The organism is Bradyrhizobium cedriense (assembly GCF_054602315.1).
Genome location: NZ_JBTSWB010000011.1, coordinates 149,486 through 164,628, shown reverse-complemented (window position 1 = coordinate 164,628; position 15,143 = coordinate 149,486). Strand labels below are relative to the sequence as shown.

The window sequence follows — 15,143 nt, the reverse complement described above, 5'->3', positions numbered from 1 at the left end:
GACTCTCCTTGAAACTCATCGATGCCGCGTCCGCATCAGAGATGTTCTTCGAATTCCTCGAATGACTTGCCGAACTGCGCCATCGCCTCCTCCAGATAGTCGGCGAGCATCGGCGTACCGATCAGGTAGGAGGCCGTGCGCTGGTTGTGCACCTGCGCGGCTTGGGCGTGCAGTTCGCGCCAACTGGAGAGATCACCGTCGCCGCGACCGAGCCAGGTCAGCGTCACGAGATCGATCTGCTCGTCGACATTGAGAGAGCGGATGAAGCCCGCAAGCTCCGCACGGTCGGTGGTTTCACCGCGCCCGCCCCGGCCGTAGCTCATGTCGTCGTCGCCGGACTCCAGGATGACGCCACTGCCGGCTGCCTCGCTGTCGGACCGGCGCGATTTCGAGACGACGAAGAAGACCTTCTCCGGCGAGATCGACAGATTTGGAATGACTCGCATCCAGCTCACCTTGCCCCGCAGCAGGCACTACGCCGCTGTCGTGTCGGCAACATTAAGTGCCAAGGCACAATTGCGAATTGCGCAGGATCAACGTCCAAGGGACAGCATCGCCCTGTGGCCTACGCCAGCTGGCGGATGGACTGAGGACCGACCAGATCGCTGAAGATTTGTTCATCAGCATTACATTTTGGTTCCGCCACAATTTGACGGAACAGCTTCGATACCTTGCATCGCGTAAGCAGAGGAAGAAGACATCATGAATCTCAAGACTGGCCTCGTCGCCGCATCCTTGTTCGGCGCCCTCGCGGCATCGTCGGCGGCGTTCGCCATGCCCATCGCGCCCGCGCCTGCGACACCGCAGGTCTCCGGCGTCGAGCAGGTCCGCATGGTCTGCAACGCGTGGGGGCAGTGCTGGTGGCGCCCAAACTACTACGGGTATTACGGGCCACGGCCATATTACGGCCCACGGTACTATGGGCCACGGCGCTATTACGGCCCGCGCCATTATGGTTACCACGGCTATCGCCGCTGGTGATTTTGAAGGGGCCCTCAGGGCCCCTTCGCTTTTGCGAGATCATATCCCGCGCGGCCGCCGGTCTGGATCTGATCTGGATCAAAGTTGAAATGAGCCGATAGCGTCATTCTAAATATACGAGGCGACGAGTTCGTCCTTCGCCCGTCGCACCCGATCCGGCGGACTTCATGGCATGATGTCCGCAATACTACGGCCCGGAATCCGGTTTACTGAAGCGCGATGTTTCGCCATTGATGGTGCATCGACGTTTATTTGATTGCATTATTTCAGCAGCCGGCCAGTAGCATGTTGTTCGACGACCTCGCTCCATCCTCCGCGCTTCAACTGATCGGCTTTTCCGACGTCGATGCGTTTCGGCCGATCGAGACGATGGAGGATGCGAGAAGCATTCCGCTCGACATCCCGAACTTCGCGGCGGCCCGCGCCATCGTCTCCCTGCCGGCGTGCCGCATCATCATGATGAGATCATTCGCGCGCATCCTCGACACCGCCTATCGTATGCCGGGCGGGATGGTGATCCTGTCCATGACCGACGACCTTCAGGTCAATGTCAAGGGAATGGACCTCGACGCCCGCTTCTTCGTTGCGCTCCGCGGCAACGATGGGTGCCATTTCGTCGAGCCCCAGACCAATCATCATGCCATGATCATCTTCTCCCCCGAGCTGAGAGACCGGGGGTGGTTTGACCGCGCCGACCATTTGCGGGCTCATGTCGCGAACCGGCCCGCCCTGCTCCACGCCCGACAACTCCTGTTCGATATCCTGCGCACCGCGTCAGTGCAGCCGTGCCTGTTCGAAACCACCGAGGTTGCGGCCCATCTCCAGGAAGGCCTGCTGCTCGCGCTCGACGATTTGTTTCGGATCGATCAGATGTCGGACCGGAGCGCCTCGATCCAGAGCCAGCGAGCGATCAACCTCGTGCAGCGCATCGACGATTTCGTCGCGACCTATCCGACCGCTCCGATCTATACGGCCGATCTCGCCGGCGAGTTTGGCGTCTCGATCCGGACGCTCGGCGGTGCCGTCAGCAAGGTGCGCGGCATGAGCCTGCACCAGTACATTCGCCTGAAAAGGCTGTGGGCGACCCGCGCCCGCCTCCTCAAGGGCGGCGGTGCCACCGTCGCCACTTGCGCGCGCGCCCACGGTTTCCATCATCTCGGTGAATTTGCCGCAGCCTACCGCGCGACATTCCACGAGGCGCCGTCCGACACGCTGGCGCGCGGGCGACAGAGCCGTATCGGGGCAGCCTGACAGACGCGCAGGCCCTCCCGGCCAGCGCACGTTGAGAACATATCTGGAACAACTGAGGACTGGCGCGCTCGGAAGGATTCGAACCTCCGACCCTCGGAATCGAAATCCGATGCTCTATCCAGCTGAGCTACGAGCGCCCGGCCCGGGGACCGGGCCGCAACCGACATACACCGGACCGGGGCTGGTGAGCCAGCACCGGACGGCGTTCGGACGCGTTCGAATTAGCAGAGAGGCAGGCCAATAAAAAGCCCTTCCCGCCTCGATCGAGGCGGTTCACCGCCCGCTCTCACCAGGTCGTGTTGAAGAGACCGAAATGCGGCTGCTGCGCCACCAGCATCATCGGCCGACCAGAGGACGGCGCCGGATGCGTCCTGGCGACCTTGCGCTTGGGCTGAGCTTGTGTGGTCTGAGCCTGGGCCGGAGAAGCTTGCGGGACCTGGGCCTGGGCTTGCTGGGCCTGAGTCTGCAGCCGACCGTCGGCCCTCCTGACTGCGGCGGTCTCGGCCTTCGGGGCCGGCGTGAACTGTGCGAACGTCTCGCGTACCCGCGTCTTGGCCGACATCTCGGCGAAAGCGGGCGACACGCCCTCCTGTACCGGCGGCTGGGGAGCCTCAACAGCGGCGGTCTTCACCGTGGGTGCGGCGATCGTCGGCTGGTTGGTGTCGAGCACGACTCTCTCAGGCAGGTGACGATCGGACCGGATTCGGATCAGGGGTTGGTCGTTGCTTGCGGTCGCGACGGCTTGCTCTACGGGCGCCGCCGGGAAAACGAAATCCGCCGCGAACAGCAGTGCGAGCAAAGCTCCACCGACGAAAATGAAATACCTAAAGATGGGCATTGGCCGCACTCCGCCCCCCGCATCCCCGCGTGGGCACTCCGCCTCAACAGGCGATCTCTCAATTGGTTCCTTGCCCAGCCTTTCGGTTCAAATGGCGATGCATGGTTTTTTACCAAGGACCGCAAAGAGTAACTTTTCCGCTACCGGAACACGCCGCATTTAGGCGCGGCGTGCTGCAACCAGTGAACATTTTGCCTGGTCGGCATTCACGTTGACGAAGCCGACGGGAATACGCACAAAAGTCTTGCGGCTCTTCATGCTGACGGGGTCCGCCAGCACGCGGCTGCGATTGGTGAGATGACTGCCGTCGCGCCGCATAAAGGCGCAGACGACCTCGACGTCCTTTACGGCATAGTCATTGTCGTTACGCAGCGTGAACGTCACCAGGGCTTTGGAGCCGAGGCCGCCACGGCGCCAGGTCTGCGATGAAATCCTGAGACGATCGAGTTCTGCCGTCGCCGGTACTTGAGCTTCCGACGCCGGCGACCCTGCTACGGACGCATCGCCCGAGGGAGCCGCCTCGACGGCCGCCAGTTCCGGCCTCACGGGCTCAGCACTGTTGCCTTTGGAAAGAGGCAGCAGCATCCAGATGCCGCAGCCGACGACGATAGCCGCCATCAACCATAGAACGCTTCGCCCAAACGATACGCTCGCGATCGTCACGGCCCGGGCCAATCGTTCGCCGGTCCCGGCGAAGCGCCTCAATCCGATCCGCTCGAGCCTGGCATTCATGGTTGCACCGATCGCGACCGACGCACCACCAACGACGGACTCGGCCACTGCTTACCTTAATCCCGCAGAGGAACTAAGGTTCCCGCACGCGATGCGAGTCGGCAAGGACGGTAGCGACCACCGGCCGAGGCCGCTAACATGCGCCGCAACATCGAAAGACCCGTTGGGAGACTATGAAATGCCGATCGCCGTCACTTGGGATCACGTCCATCTGCGCAGCCCCGATCCAGAGGCCACGGCGGCCTGGCTGCGGGACATCCTTGGTGGCGAGATCGTGCGCGTCCCCGGACGGATCGACGTGAACCTCGGCGGAGCCAGGATCTTCATCGCACCGCTCGAGGGCGACAGCGCCGTCAACCCGCCGCCCCCGCATCCGCATCAGGGGCTCGACCATATTGGTCTGACTGTGAAGGACATCGACGCCGTCGCCGCCGAGATCAAGGGCAAGGGAGTCACGTTCACGCGGGAGCCGACGACCATCCGGCCCGGCGTGCGCATCTGCTTCATCCGTGGCCCCGAAGGCATCTCCATCGAGCTGCTCGAGCGCGACAGCAAATACACCTGACGCAGCGCCGGCAGCTTCGGACTGCGACGGGATGGCTGACGCCCCGTGAGGCTAAGTCATGCTACCGGGCATAAAGCAGCGGATACTGACGCCCATGTAGCCGTAGATCGGCCAGACCATGGTGCGGCCCACCCGGTTCGACTCCGAGATCACGGCCTCCTCGGGCACGTCGAGCCAGACGAGTTCCTGCTGCTGGCCGTCGAGCGCGTAGCCATAGCGCGGGACGCGCACGCGATAGTGCCCGTCCTTGCTGTCCCAGTCGGAATCCGAGAGCGCCGAACCGTCGGCATCGGAGCAGCAAGGTCCCTTGCCGCTACGCAGACTGTCGAACCATGCCTTCAATTCGGCATTGGTGTTGACGAACTGGCCGCGGTCGCGCGCGTGCCCTGAAGGGGCCAGGAGCGCAACCAAGGCAACGGCAAACGCCAGCCTTGGTGGGTTTCTTCGGCGTATCGCACTGCCGATCCGCCGTTGTTCGCAATTCGTGGGACGCGCACCGTACAGACGCGGCTCATCGCCGCCGGAATTGATCCAGTTGGTCACGTTCGTCTTGCTCCAGCACCCCGCGGCCAGTGCAACAATGATCATGCATTTCGCGGGCCAACTCGGATTCGCAACAGCGGGCCTCGCCTTGTCATCAAGCCGTCATGACGGTGTCACGTGCAAGCCGGGACAACTACGGCTCGCCGCTGCACTCTCCCGCGAATGGCCGGCAAACTGCCGCGTTGCGCCAGGGGATGGCCTTTGGCATAAAAGCCGGACCGGTTACGCCATTGGGCGATGGCGGCCGACCTGCGGGACGTTATGAAGAACGGCCTCTACTCAATTCACGTGACCCTGCTCGATGGTCGAGTCGGCAAGGGCAGCGGCGTGATTCTTTTCCGCGACGGCAAGATTCTCGGCGGCGATGCCTACCTCTATTACACCGGCAGCTACACGGTGAAGGACAACCACACCTTCAAAGGCGAGGTGCTGGTGCAACGGCACACGTCGCCGCGGGGCGATGACAATCCGCTGTTCGGCGGCCCCGCCCCGGTCGGCATCGGCGTCAGCGGCACTTTCACGGAGACGCGCGGGGAGATGACAGGGACCGCGCTGGTCGGCAAGGCCAGCCAGATTTTTGGCGCGACGCTGCAAAAGTTGGCCGACGTCGATTAGCTATTCGGCCGCCTGTTCGAGCGGCGCTACGCGCGGCAGGATCATCTGGATCCGCGTGCCGCCGCCAGGCTCGGAATCGAGGTCGAGCCGTCCGCCGAGCCGGTTGGTCACGATGCTGTAGACGATGTGCAGGCCGAGACCGGTGCCGCCCTGGTCGCGCCGCGTCGTGAAGAACGGATCGAAGGCACGGCGGCGGACGTCCAACGACATGCCGCAGCCATTGTCGGAGAAGATGATCTCGACATTGTCCTTGCCGGACTCGCGCGCCTGGATCTCGATGGTCCCCGGCCGGCCGTCCGGGAAGGCGTGCGCCACCGAATTGAGAAACAGGTTGGTCAACACCTGGCCGTACGGACCGGGATAGCTGTTCATGGTCAGATCCGGCTGGCACTCGACGTTGAGCGTCAGATTGTGCTTTCGCAGGCCCGGTCGCAGGCTCATCACCACCTGCTCGGTGAGGTCGCCCAGGTCGAATGTGCGCTGGTCCGAATAGTTGCGGTCGGCGGCGACCTGCTTGAACGACTGGATCAACTCGGCGGCGCGATTGAGGTTGGAGACGAGCTGCGAGGACGCATCGCGACTGGTGCTGAGAAATTCGTTGAGCGTGGAGCGGCGCAACTCGCCGCGCTCGACTTCCGCGGTGAACATCGCGGTCTTGCGCTCCAGCGCGGAAGCGACCGTCAGGCTGATGCCGACGGGATTGTTCACCTCGTGGGCGACACCGGCGACCAGGCGCCCGAGCGCTGCGAGCTTCTCCGCCTCGATCAGCGAGGCCTGGGTCTCGCGCAGATTGCGCAGCGCGGTCTCGGCGGATTCCTTGGCCTTGCGCATCTCCTGCTCGCCGCGCTTGCGCTCGCCGATGTCGAGCGCGACGGTCACGATCCGCTCGATCTCGCCATCGGCATCGAGCAGCGGCAGCTTGTTGACCAGCCATTGCCGCATGTTGCCTGCAGCGTCCTTGTACTCCTCCTCGTAGAAGCCGAGGCCTCGACGGAGCTTGAGCACTTTCTTGTCACTCTCGTCGGACTTGGCCGCGCCGTAGCGCGACATCAGGTCCGCGGTGGTGCGGCCGATCGCGTCCCCGGGCTCGATGTTGAAGATGCCGGCCATGTAGCGGTTCATCAGCACGTAGCGCAGGTCTCGGTCCTTGACGTTGATGACCGCGGGGACGGTGTCGATGACCTGCTGGAGCAGGCGCCGGCCTTCAGCGATGGCGTCTTCCGCGCGCTTCTGGTCGGTGATGTCGCGCAGCGTACCCTCGTAGCGAACGATGTTGCCCTGCTCGTCGCGCACGCCCGTGGCGCTGTCGGAGAGCCAGAGGATGTTGCCGTCACGCTGGCGCACCTGGTACTCGAACTCCCTCACCATGCCGTCGCGCGCCATCAGCCTCTGATACTCGACGCGGGCTTCGGGATGGACGTAGATGGTGTGGGCAATGTCGTTGATACTGTCGATCAGATGCTGCGGGCTGTCATAGCCCATCATCCGCGCCAGGGCGGGATTGGCGTTGAGGAGGTCGCCGGCCGGCGTCGTCACATAGATGCCGTCGACCGAGCCCTCGAACAGTTTCCGGTAGCTCTCTTCGGCGAGGCGCTGTTCGGTGAGTGCGTGTACCGCCGCCTCGCGCGCCGTGTCGGCCTCCTCCAGCGCGCGGCGGAACACTTCGGCGGCCCGCGCGATGTCGCCGATCTCGTTGTCGAGCTCGGCGGACGGGATCGACGTGTCTTTTCGTCCGGCCGCAAGGGCGCGGATGGATCGCGCGATCTGGGCGAGCGGACGGACCGTCCTGCGCACCACGAACAGCGCGGCGGCGATGCCGATCAGCACGCCGACCGTACCGAGCACGATGCTCTGCCACCGCGCCTCGGTCAGCGTGCGGGCGAAATCGCGCGAGAGCACGTGGCCGCGCCGGGAGCTGACCTCGCGCAGCAATTCCGTGACGCGGCCGATCAACCGGCCTTCGGTTCCCAACACTTCGCGATCGATGTCGGCGATCTGCCGCTCGCGGACGGCCACTGCCATGATGGCCTCGGCATAATCGTTCACCGCCGACTTCAACTTGGTATCGCCAATGTCGAGCGCCCGCATCCCCTGCGCCGCTTGCTCTGCCGCGGACGGGTTGCGCGCCAGCAGCCCAAGCGCGATCCGGCTCTGCGCCTCAGACAGGCGGGACGCCAGCTCGCGATCCGCGGTGCCTGCGACGACTGCGTCGAACTGTTCGCGCAGCGGCGGCAGGCCGGCGAGCAGTTGGGCGCGGCGGTCGATAAGGGCGGATATCCGCTCGAGGCCGGTGCGGTAGGTCGCAAGCCGCTCGGTGACTCCGTCGATCATGTCCTGTTGCTCGGGCGCGAGCTCGATGCGGGTCTTCTTCAGGATGTCGCTGAGCGTCGAGGCCGCCTCTCCGACCTGCTGGAACTGGATGCCGGCGCCGGGATCGGTGACGAAGTCGCGGGCGGCAAGCCGCAGCTCGTTCATGCGGCGGTCGATATCCTCGGCAAGGTCCCCGACGCTCTGGAGCCGCTGCAGCTCGGCGAAGGTGGTATCGATGTGCCGGATCGCGATCACGCTCGCGGTCGACGTGACGATGATCACCGCCAGCACCAACAGAAAGCTGCCGAAGGTGAGCTGGCCGATGGAGAGCGAGAATGTTCGCCTTTTCTCAGGGGGCGGCGTCAATTCGGCGGACATTGATGGTTTGAGGACCGGGCTGCTGGAGCCCCAATATACGACGTATTGCCGCCCGGGGGGAACATGCCTCGGGACGCGGAACATCCTTAATATCGGCGCCGGCCGCCCTCTTCAGCCTCCGCCTTACGATGGTTTGACGCTGGGGGTCCTGCGGGCCGGGATGGTCATGGCAGCGACGCCCAGGACGACGCAGGCCAGGCCGATCCAGGCGGTCCGGCCCAGGGTCTCGCCCAGGAAGACGATGCTGATGGCGGCCCCGATGGGGACGCGCAGGTAAGCCTGCGCGGTGGTGCCGACCGAGCCCAGTGTCTGGATCAGGCGGAAATAGATCGCGAACGCTGCTGCGGTCGAGAACACCGCGAGCGCCAGCAGCGCCAATACGGAAGCCAGCGAGGGCGACAGCGTCCAGGGCTGCTCGAGCAGCAGCGAAGCGGGGATCAGGACCGCGGCACCCGCCAGCAACGAGCCGGCCGCCGGCGCCATGGGATCGAGGTCCTTGAAGCTGCGGCCGAAGATCGCGGCGCAGGCGTAGCATAAGGTGGCGGCGACGATCGCGGCCTCGGCGACGAGGCCGCTGCCGATGTCATGGAAGGCATCGACGCCGATGATCAGCAGGATGCCCGCCATACCCGCCACCACCCCGAACAGCTTTCGCGGCATCGTCGCCTCGTGCCGGGTGACGACCGCCGTGAGCAGGAAGGTGAAGACCGGTCCGGCCGAGTTGAGGATGGTGGCAAGCGCGGCATCGACGTGACGCTCGCCCCAGGCGATCAGGGTCCATGGAATGACGCTGTTGAGCACGGCCTGGAAGGCGAAGCGCCGCCAGGTCGATCCATCGGTCGGCATGCTGATGCCGCGCGCGCGCATGACGACGAGCAGCAGCACCCCGGCGATCGCGGTGCGCGCTGCGATCAGCGTGATCGGCGGGATGGTGGCGACGCCGAGCTTGATGAAGGTGTAGGAGCCGCCCCAAAGCGTTGCGAGCATGACCAGCAACGTCAGCTCGACGGCGATGTTGGTGTTCTGCCGGTTGTCCATGGCGCATTCCGTCCTTCTCGGTGGACGGAACCTAGCGCGTTCGCACTCGCCAATACTTCGTTGCCTATCGAAGTGTACTAGCCGACCGCTCCGACCTCGAACACCTCGCCGTCATATCCGGCCTCGGGGGGAATGCGGAGTTGGCGCCCGGTTTCGGTCTTGGTCATGACCGGCATGACCGTGACGATCGACATCCCGCGGGCGTGCTCCAGCGCGGCGCTCACGTTTGGCTGCTTCGCAAGCCGGATCAGATTGCGCGTGGTCGGAAACGGCAGCTTGAAGCGGCCGCTCTCACCACCCTCCACCGCTTCGCGCGGCGAGACCCAGATCGAATCGGTGGACTCGCGGCCATCATGGGCGCCGAGTTGATCGGGCGGAGCTGCCGCGAGGAAGAACCAGGTGTCGAAGCGCTTGGGCATTCCCTCCGGCGTGATCCAGTGTGCGTAAGGCACGAGGGTCTCCAGCGCGAGCTGGAGGCCATTGTCGGCGAGAATGTCGAGAAAGCTGATCTTGTGCTCGTTGAGAGCGACCCGATGTGCGTCAGCGATCTCGCCGGCGCGCTTGGCATCGACCGGCGCGCCCGTCTCCTTCGATCGCGCCAGCAGGATGCCGCTCTCTTCAAAAGTCTCGCGGATCGCGGCGATACGAAATCCGCGGTCCGCTTCGCTGAGCCCCTCACCGCCGGAATACAGGTCCGAACGCTTGACGACCTCCTTGTCGCCGGCATCGACGCTGCCGCCGGGAAACACCAGCGCGCCCGAGTTGAACTCGATCTGATGATGGCGAACCATCATGAAGACCTCGATGTCCTCTGCTGCGCCGTCGCGCAGCAGGAGGATCGTCGACGCGGGGCGCGATGCTGATGTCTCGGCCATTCGACTAGCCCGCGGCGCTGGATTGCGGGCCGAGGTTGGCGCGCTTGTCGACGCGGGCGACGCGCGACAGCAGATACTCGACCTCGGCCTTCGCCGCCGCCGTGATGATGGCGCCGGGCTTGCGCTGGGCGCTGGAGGCGATGACGCCGCGCTTCTGCAGCACGTATTTGCGCACGGCGAGTCCGGCGCCGGGCTGCTGCTCGTAGCGGATCAGCGGCAGATGCGCATCGAACAGATCATGCGCGGCATCGCGCTTGCCTTGCTTCGAGAGGCGCACGACATCGATCAGGAGCTCGGGGAAGGCATAGCCGGTCATGGCGCCGTCGGCGCCGCGCTCCATCTCGAAATCCAGGAAGAGCCCGCCATTGCCGCAGAGGATCGAGAGCGGCCGCAGCGAGCCGTCCTTCTGGAAGCTGCGCAGGGCCGAGATCTTCTCCAGGCCCGGCCAGTCCTCGTGCTTGAGCATCACGCAGTTCGGATTGTCCATGACGATCTTGCGGATCACGGCAGGCGTGAACACCACCGAGAGGGTCAGCGGATAGTCCTGGAGCACCCAGGGCACGTCGGGGCCGATCGCCTCGGCCGCCTGCTTGAAATAGCCGACGATCTGATCGTCGGTGCGCAAGCTGGGCGGCGGCGCGATCATCACGCCGGCCGCGCCCGCATCCATCGAGGCCTTGGCGAGCGAACGCATGGTGGCAAAGCCCGGCGCGGAGACGCCGACGATGACCTGCATCTTCTTGGCCCGCTTGACGAAGCGCACCGCAACCTGCTCGGCCTCGGCCGCGTCGAGCTTCGGGGCCTCGCCCATGATGCCCAGGACCGTGACGCCGTCGCAGCCGACCTCCTCGTAGAAGTCGGTCAGGCGGTCGATCGAGCGCTCGTCGATCCGGCCGTCGTCATGGAACGGCGTCGGCGCGATCGCGAAAGTGCCCTTGGCGTCGGCGGTGAGTTTCATAGGTCTTCGTCTCTCTCTGTTGTCATTCCGGGGGTTCGGCTCGCAGAGCCGAACTCGGAATCTCGAGGTTCCGGGTTCACGCTTCGCGTGCCCCGGAACGACACATCAGCCTAAAACCGCCGCGCCCCCATCTTGATCTGCTCTTCGGAGAAGAAGATCTCCTTGGCATTGTCGACGATGTCCTGGGCCTTCCAGCCCGAATGCGGCGGTTTCCAGCCTTCCATTTCCATCATCCGCATTTCGCGCACGCCGCGGGGCCCGGACACGCCCAGCACCTTGCCGGTCTGGTCGCCCGACAAGTCGCTGACCATGTATAGCACGGCCGGCGCGATGCCGTCCGGCCCCAGCGCCGCGCCCGGGTTCTCCTTATAGCGGGGCAGGTCTGCGGTCATGCGGGTCAGGGCGCCCGGGGCCAGCGTCCAGACCCGGATGTTGTACTTGCGCCCCTCGATGGCCAGCACGTTGGACAGGCCCCAGATGCCGCCCTTGGCCGCACCGTAGTTGCTTTGGCCGAAATTGCCGATCAGCCCGGAGGTCGAGGAGGTGTTGACGATGACGCCGCCGCCATTTTCCCGCATCCAGCGAAACACCGGCAGGGTGCAACAAAAGGTGCCCTTCAGGTGCACCTTGATGACCTTGTCCCAGTCGGCTTCCGAAGCCTTGGCGAAGGTCTGGTCGCGCAGAATGCCCGCGTTGTTGACGAGGATGTCGGCACGGCCGAAGTGCTTGACGGCGTCGTCGAAAACCGACTGGCCGCCTTCCATGGTGGAGATGTCGGCGCCGTTCGCGACCGCCTTGCCGCCCTCGGCCTTGATCGCGTCGACCACCTGCTGCGCCATGGACTTGTCGGCGCCGGAGCCGTCGCGAGGCCCGCCGAGATCGTTGACGACGACCGAGGCCCCTTCCCGCGCGAACAGTCTTGCGTAGGCCTCACCGAGCCCCCCGCCCGCGCCGGTGATCAGCGCAACCTTGCCGTCGAGCAGTCCCATGGTCGCTTCTCCCTGTTTTTGTTTTGTCGCTCCGTCATGGCCGGGCTTGTCCCGGCCATCCACGAACTTACCCGTCAACTACGCGAAAGAACGTGGATGCCCGGGACAAGCCCGGGCATGACGAAATAGCTCAACGCAGCGCAAGCGGCCCGCCTAACCCAGCACCGTCCTGCCGTTCTTGATTACGGTGACGCCGCGCGATTTCACCTTGGCTTCGAACGAGATGACGTTGCCGTCCTTCCAGAGGTCCATGGTCACGGTCTCGCCGGGATAGACGGGCGAGGAGAACCTCGCGCCGTGCTGGCGGAAGGCGCTCGCATCGTAGTCGGCATAGGTCTGCAGCACGCCGCGGCAGGTGATGCCGTAGGTGCACATGCCGTGCAGGATCGGGCGCGGGAAGCCGGCCTTCTTCGCGAACTCCGGGTCGGAGTGCAGCGGGTTGCGGTCGCCGCAGAGGCGATAGACCAGCGCCTGGTCGGGACGCGTGGTGATATCGATGGTCTTGTCGGGGGAGCGCGACGGGATCTTGTGCGGATCGGGCTGGGGCAGGTTCGGCCCGCCGAAGCCGCCATCGCCGCGGGCGAAGCGGGAGGCGACGAGCGTCGCCAGCTTCTCACCCTTCTCGTTCTTCAGCACGGTCTGGTGGCTAATCACGACGCCCTTGTCCTTGCCCTTGTCGTAGACCTCGAGCACGGAGGAATCGGCAGTGATGTTGGCCGCGACTGGCAGCGGCTGGTGGAAGGTGATGTCGCGCTCGCCATCGACCACCATGACGCGGTTGAGGTTCATCTCGCCCGGGCCTGCGCCCCATGCCGCTACTGAGGCAAATGTCGGCACCACCTTGAGCGGCCGCGGCGTCAGCGTGCCCTCGTTGACGAACGCGAGCTCCTTCTCGTCCATGGGGTCGGCGCCGAGGCCGATGCCGTAGGCATAGAGCATGACTTCGCGGTCAGTGTAGCTGTATTTCTGGCCAATATTCTTCAGGCCTTTGAGCTCTTCGTATCTGGCCGACATTTTTCTGGTTTCCTCCCGGTCTCTCCGCGAGCAGCGGCGCTCGTTAATGCGCCCTCTCCCCTTGTGGGAGAGGGCCGCACCGCTCTTGCAACAAACTCACTCGGGTGAGGGGCTGGCTCCTCAGCAAAAGCCTCTCTGTGGAGAGAAACCCCTCATCCGGCGCTTCGCGCCACCTTCTCCCACAAGGGGAGAAGGAAGAAAGCAGTCAAGCCGGCGTGAAGAACGGCAGCGGCGCGCCGTCGGTCGGCTTGAACACCACTTTCACCTTCTGGCCGATCTTCAGCTTCTCGAGATCGCAGTCGACGAAATTGGTCTGCACCGACGGCCCCTCCTTCAGCGTGACATAGCCGATCGCGTAAGGGCCGGTCGGCGACTTCCGCATCAGGCTCCAGGTGTAGATCGTGCCCTCGCCCGACGCCTCCTCCCACACCGTCTTGTCGGAATAGCAGAACGGACAGATCGAGCGCGGGAAGTAGTGTGCTTCGCCGCAGGCGGTGCAGCGCTTGATCATTAACTTGCCCTGCTTCGCCGCGTCCCAGAACGCCGCGGTCTCGGGGTTCGTGACGGGTGCCGGATATTTCTTTGCTTCGCTCATCACACGCGCTCCAGAATGGCGGTCGAGGCGGCGTGGCGAACGCCCAAAAGGCCGCCGGTGCCGTGAGCGATCGCGAGATCGCAGTTCTTGACCTGCACCTTCGGATGCGCCTCGCCGCGCAGCTGCCGCACAGCCTCGAGGATCTTGGTCATGCCGCCACGGTTGACCGGATGGTTGCTGCAGAGGCCGCCGCCATCGGTATTGAACGGCAGCTTGCCGACGCCCGAGATGAGGTTGCCGTCGGCGACGAACTTGCCGCCCTCGCCCTTCTTGCAGAAGCCGAGGTCTTCCAGCTGCATCAGGACGGTGATGGTGAAGCTGTCGTAGATCGAGGCGTATTTGATGTCCTTCGGCGTGATGCCGGCTTCCTCGAACGCGCGTGGGCCGGACCAGATTCCTGCGGAGTAAGTGAGGTCGAGGTCCTTGCCCCCGCGCGGACCCTTCATCGCCTCGCCATGGCCGATCAGTCGGACCAGCGGCTTCTTCAGGCTCTTGGCGATCTCAGGCGTCGTCACGATCAGCGCGCCGCCGCCGTCGGAGACGACGCAGCAATCCATGCGATGCAGGGGATCGGAGATCATCGGGGAGTTAAGAACGTCCTCGACGGTGACGACGTCCTTCAGCATCGCATGCGGGTTGTACTGCGCATGGTGCGACGCCGCGACCTTGATCCAGGCGAGTTGCTCCGAGGTGGTGCCATAGTCGTGCATGTGGCGCATGGCACACATGCCGTAGGCATTGTGCGTGGTCGCGCCGTAGCCGGTCTCGAAATCGGCTTCGGCGCCCTGCGCCCGCGGCGGCATCGCGCCGGTGCGCGGCTTGCCGGCCAGCGTGATCAGCGCGATCGAGCACTTGCCCGCGGCGATCGCCTCGGCGGCGTGACCGAGATGGATGATGTAGGAACAGCCGCCGGTCTCGGTCGAATCGACGTGACGGAGCTTTTTCGTGTTCAGGCCGAGATAATCGACCATCGGCCAGGCACCGCCGGGCGCGTCGCCCGCGCAGAAATAGCCGTCGATATCGTCCTTGCTGATCCCGGCATCCTCGATCGCACCCTTCGCGACCTCGGCGTGGAGCTGAGCGGTGGATTTGTCCGGCGCATGCCGGGTCGGGTGTTCGTAGATCCCGGCAATGTAGGCCTTGCCCTTGATGGTCAAACTTCAGGTCTCCGCTCGCGTTTCTTGTTGCTCCGGTTTTCTGAACCGCGGTGGCCTGCTTGGCAAGCGCGGAAATATTCCGCCCCGCGAGAGGGCGGCGGGTCGGCGCAAGTGGGGATGGTTCAGGGGCGCTCGTCTGCCTCGACATCGTCATTGCTTCGCTGCGCTCGCTATGACGGCGGACTGACGCCGACGATCGCGACATCCAAAATTCTAAAGGTGTTTTGCCCGACGCCGCAACCGATGATCAATTTCGCGAAAACAACCCCATGCACAGTAGAACGGTGCTTGATTTCAAAGAGGA

The 15,143-nt window shown here is 64.6% G+C and carries 16 protein-coding genes and 1 tRNA gene; 4 read left to right on the top strand and 13 right to left on the bottom strand.

Annotated features, from left to right (window positions below; translation table 11 throughout):
• Positions 1-35: 35 nt before the first annotated feature.
• On the bottom strand, positions 36-446 hold the full coding sequence (locus ACYCVF_RS34645) for a DUF3775 domain-containing protein (RefSeq protein WP_459604168.1): 411 nt from the start codon (positions 444-446) through the stop codon (positions 36-38).
• Between the two features lie 256 nt (positions 447-702).
• Between ACYCVF_RS34645 and ACYCVF_RS34640 the strand changes: the two genes are divergently transcribed.
• Both ACYCVF_RS34640 and ACYCVF_RS34635 read left to right on the top strand, forming a co-directional pair.
• Entirely contained in the window at positions 703-981 is a 279-nt protein-coding gene (locus ACYCVF_RS34640; RefSeq protein ID WP_459604167.1) for a hypothetical protein, read from the top strand.
• Between the two features lie 285 nt (positions 982-1,266).
• Entirely contained in the window at positions 1,267-2,232 is a 966-nt protein-coding gene (locus tag ACYCVF_RS34635; RefSeq protein ID WP_459604166.1) for an AraC family transcriptional regulator, read from the top strand.
• 60 nt (positions 2,233-2,292) lie between these two features.
• On the opposite strand, the gene ACYCVF_RS34630 is transcribed toward ACYCVF_RS34635, so the two are convergent.
• From ACYCVF_RS34630 to ACYCVF_RS34620, 3 genes are all read right to left on the bottom strand, one after another.
• Positions 2,293-2,369: transfer RNA gene (locus ACYCVF_RS34630), tRNA-Arg, on the bottom strand.
• A gap of 149 nt (positions 2,370-2,518) precedes the next feature.
• The gene (locus tag ACYCVF_RS34625; protein WP_459604165.1) at positions 2,519-3,070 is read right to left on the bottom strand and encodes a hypothetical protein; all 552 of its coding nucleotides are present in this window, start codon (positions 3,068-3,070) and stop codon (positions 2,519-2,521) included.
• 159 nt (positions 3,071-3,229) lie between these two features.
• Positions 3,230-3,802, bottom strand: a complete 573-nt coding sequence (locus tag ACYCVF_RS34620) for a hypothetical protein (protein WP_459604216.1) — start codon at positions 3,800-3,802, stop codon at positions 3,230-3,232.
• Between the two features lie 178 nt (positions 3,803-3,980).
• Between ACYCVF_RS34620 and ACYCVF_RS34615 the strand changes: the two genes are divergently transcribed.
• Positions 3,981-4,367 carry a VOC family protein gene (locus ACYCVF_RS34615; protein WP_459604164.1) on the top strand — a complete coding sequence of 129 codons (387 nt, stop codon included), beginning with the start codon at positions 3,981-3,983 and terminating at the stop codon, positions 4,365-4,367.
• Between the two features lie 51 nt (positions 4,368-4,418).
• Here ACYCVF_RS34615 and ACYCVF_RS34610 read toward each other — a convergent pair whose 3' ends face one another.
• Positions 4,419-4,910, bottom strand: coding sequence for a hypothetical protein (locus ACYCVF_RS34610; protein WP_459604215.1), 492 nt, complete (start codon positions 4,908-4,910; stop codon positions 4,419-4,421).
• Positions 4,911-5,171: 261 nt separating this feature from the next.
• Here ACYCVF_RS34610 and ACYCVF_RS34605 point away from each other — a divergent pair, with 261 nt between their 5' ends.
• Positions 5,172-5,525: a GrlR family regulatory protein gene (locus ACYCVF_RS34605; protein ID WP_459604214.1), complete on the top strand. Its 354-nt coding sequence runs from the start codon at positions 5,172-5,174 to the stop codon at positions 5,523-5,525.
• Here the strand turns inward: ACYCVF_RS34605 and ACYCVF_RS34600 are convergent, their stop codons facing one another.
• The 8 genes from ACYCVF_RS34600 to ACYCVF_RS34565 all read right to left on the bottom strand — a co-directional run bounded on the left by ACYCVF_RS34600 (position 5,526) and on the right by ACYCVF_RS34565 (position 14,839).
• The gene (locus ACYCVF_RS34600) at positions 5,526-8,213 is read right to left on the bottom strand and encodes a PAS domain S-box protein (RefSeq protein ID WP_459604163.1); all 2,688 of its coding nucleotides are present in this window, start codon (positions 8,211-8,213) and stop codon (positions 5,526-5,528) included.
• 123 nt (positions 8,214-8,336) lie between these two features.
• Positions 8,337-9,251 (bottom strand): DMT family transporter, encoded by a 915-nt coding sequence (locus tag ACYCVF_RS34595; protein ID WP_459607323.1) that lies wholly within the window; start codon positions 9,249-9,251, stop codon positions 8,337-8,339.
• A 77-nt stretch (positions 9,252-9,328) separates the two neighbouring features.
• The gene (locus tag ACYCVF_RS34590) at positions 9,329-10,126 is read right to left on the bottom strand and encodes an NUDIX hydrolase (protein WP_459604162.1); all 798 of its coding nucleotides are present in this window, start codon (positions 10,124-10,126) and stop codon (positions 9,329-9,331) included.
• A gap of 4 nt (positions 10,127-10,130) precedes the next feature.
• Positions 10,131-11,084, bottom strand: coding sequence for a dihydrodipicolinate synthase family protein (locus ACYCVF_RS34585; RefSeq protein WP_459604161.1), 954 nt, complete (start codon positions 11,082-11,084; stop codon positions 10,131-10,133).
• 110 nt (positions 11,085-11,194) lie between these two features.
• On the bottom strand, positions 11,195-12,073 hold the full coding sequence (locus ACYCVF_RS34580) for an SDR family oxidoreductase (protein WP_459604160.1): 879 nt from the start codon (positions 12,071-12,073) through the stop codon (positions 11,195-11,197).
• A 153-nt stretch (positions 12,074-12,226) separates the two neighbouring features.
• Positions 12,227-13,087, bottom strand: coding sequence for a MaoC family dehydratase (locus ACYCVF_RS34575; RefSeq protein ID WP_459604159.1), 861 nt, complete (start codon positions 13,085-13,087; stop codon positions 12,227-12,229).
• Between the two features lie 205 nt (positions 13,088-13,292).
• Positions 13,293-13,682 carry a Zn-ribbon domain-containing OB-fold protein gene (locus ACYCVF_RS34570; RefSeq protein ID WP_459604158.1) on the bottom strand — a complete coding sequence of 130 codons (390 nt, stop codon included), beginning with the start codon at positions 13,680-13,682 and terminating at the stop codon, positions 13,293-13,295.
• Positions 13,682-14,839 carry a thiolase domain-containing protein gene (locus tag ACYCVF_RS34565; RefSeq protein WP_459604157.1) on the bottom strand — a complete coding sequence of 386 codons (1,158 nt, stop codon included), beginning with the start codon at positions 14,837-14,839 and terminating at the stop codon, positions 13,682-13,684. The genes ACYCVF_RS34570 and ACYCVF_RS34565 overlap by 1 nt, the downstream gene beginning before the upstream one ends.
• Between the last annotated feature and the right edge of the window lie 304 nt (positions 14,840-15,143).

What these genes read in the sequence shown, in the direction of transcription:
- ACYCVF_RS34600 (WP_459604163.1), bottom strand. Translation starts at nt 8,213, where the DNA reads ATGTCCGCCGAATTGACGCCGCCCCCTGAGAAAAGGCGAACATTCTCG.
- ACYCVF_RS34590 (WP_459604162.1), bottom strand. Translation starts at nt 10,126, where the DNA reads ATGGCCGAGACATCAGCATCGCGCCCCGCGTCGACGATCCTCCTGCTG.
- ACYCVF_RS34580 (WP_459604160.1), bottom strand. Translation starts at nt 12,073, where the DNA reads ATGGGACTGCTCGACGGCAAGGTTGCGCTGATCACCGGCGCGGGCGGG.
- ACYCVF_RS34615 (WP_459604164.1), top strand. Translation starts at nt 3,981, where the DNA reads ATGCCGATCGCCGTCACTTGGGATCACGTCCATCTGCGCAGCCCCGAT.
- ACYCVF_RS34575 (WP_459604159.1), bottom strand. Translation starts at nt 13,087, where the DNA reads ATGTCGGCCAGATACGAAGAGCTCAAAGGCCTGAAGAATATTGGCCAG.
- ACYCVF_RS34645 (WP_459604168.1), bottom strand. Translation starts at nt 446, where the DNA reads ATGCGAGTCATTCCAAATCTGTCGATCTCGCCGGAGAAGGTCTTCTTC.
- ACYCVF_RS34605 (WP_459604214.1), top strand. Translation starts at nt 5,172, where the DNA reads ATGAAGAACGGCCTCTACTCAATTCACGTGACCCTGCTCGATGGTCGA.
- ACYCVF_RS34585 (WP_459604161.1), bottom strand. Translation starts at nt 11,084, where the DNA reads ATGAAACTCACCGCCGACGCCAAGGGCACTTTCGCGATCGCGCCGACG.
- ACYCVF_RS34635 (WP_459604166.1), top strand. Translation starts at nt 1,267, where the DNA reads ATGTTGTTCGACGACCTCGCTCCATCCTCCGCGCTTCAACTGATCGGC.
- ACYCVF_RS34625 (WP_459604165.1), bottom strand. Translation starts at nt 3,070, where the DNA reads ATGCCCATCTTTAGGTATTTCATTTTCGTCGGTGGAGCTTTGCTCGCA.
- ACYCVF_RS34570 (WP_459604158.1), bottom strand. Translation starts at nt 13,682, where the DNA reads ATGAGCGAAGCAAAGAAATATCCGGCACCCGTCACGAACCCCGAGACC.
- ACYCVF_RS34640 (WP_459604167.1), top strand. Translation starts at nt 703, where the DNA reads ATGAATCTCAAGACTGGCCTCGTCGCCGCATCCTTGTTCGGCGCCCTC.
- ACYCVF_RS34595 (WP_459607323.1), bottom strand. Translation starts at nt 9,251, where the DNA reads ATGGACAACCGGCAGAACACCAACATCGCCGTCGAGCTGACGTTGCTG.
- ACYCVF_RS34620 (WP_459604216.1), bottom strand. Translation starts at nt 3,802, where the DNA reads ATGAATGCCAGGCTCGAGCGGATCGGATTGAGGCGCTTCGCCGGGACC.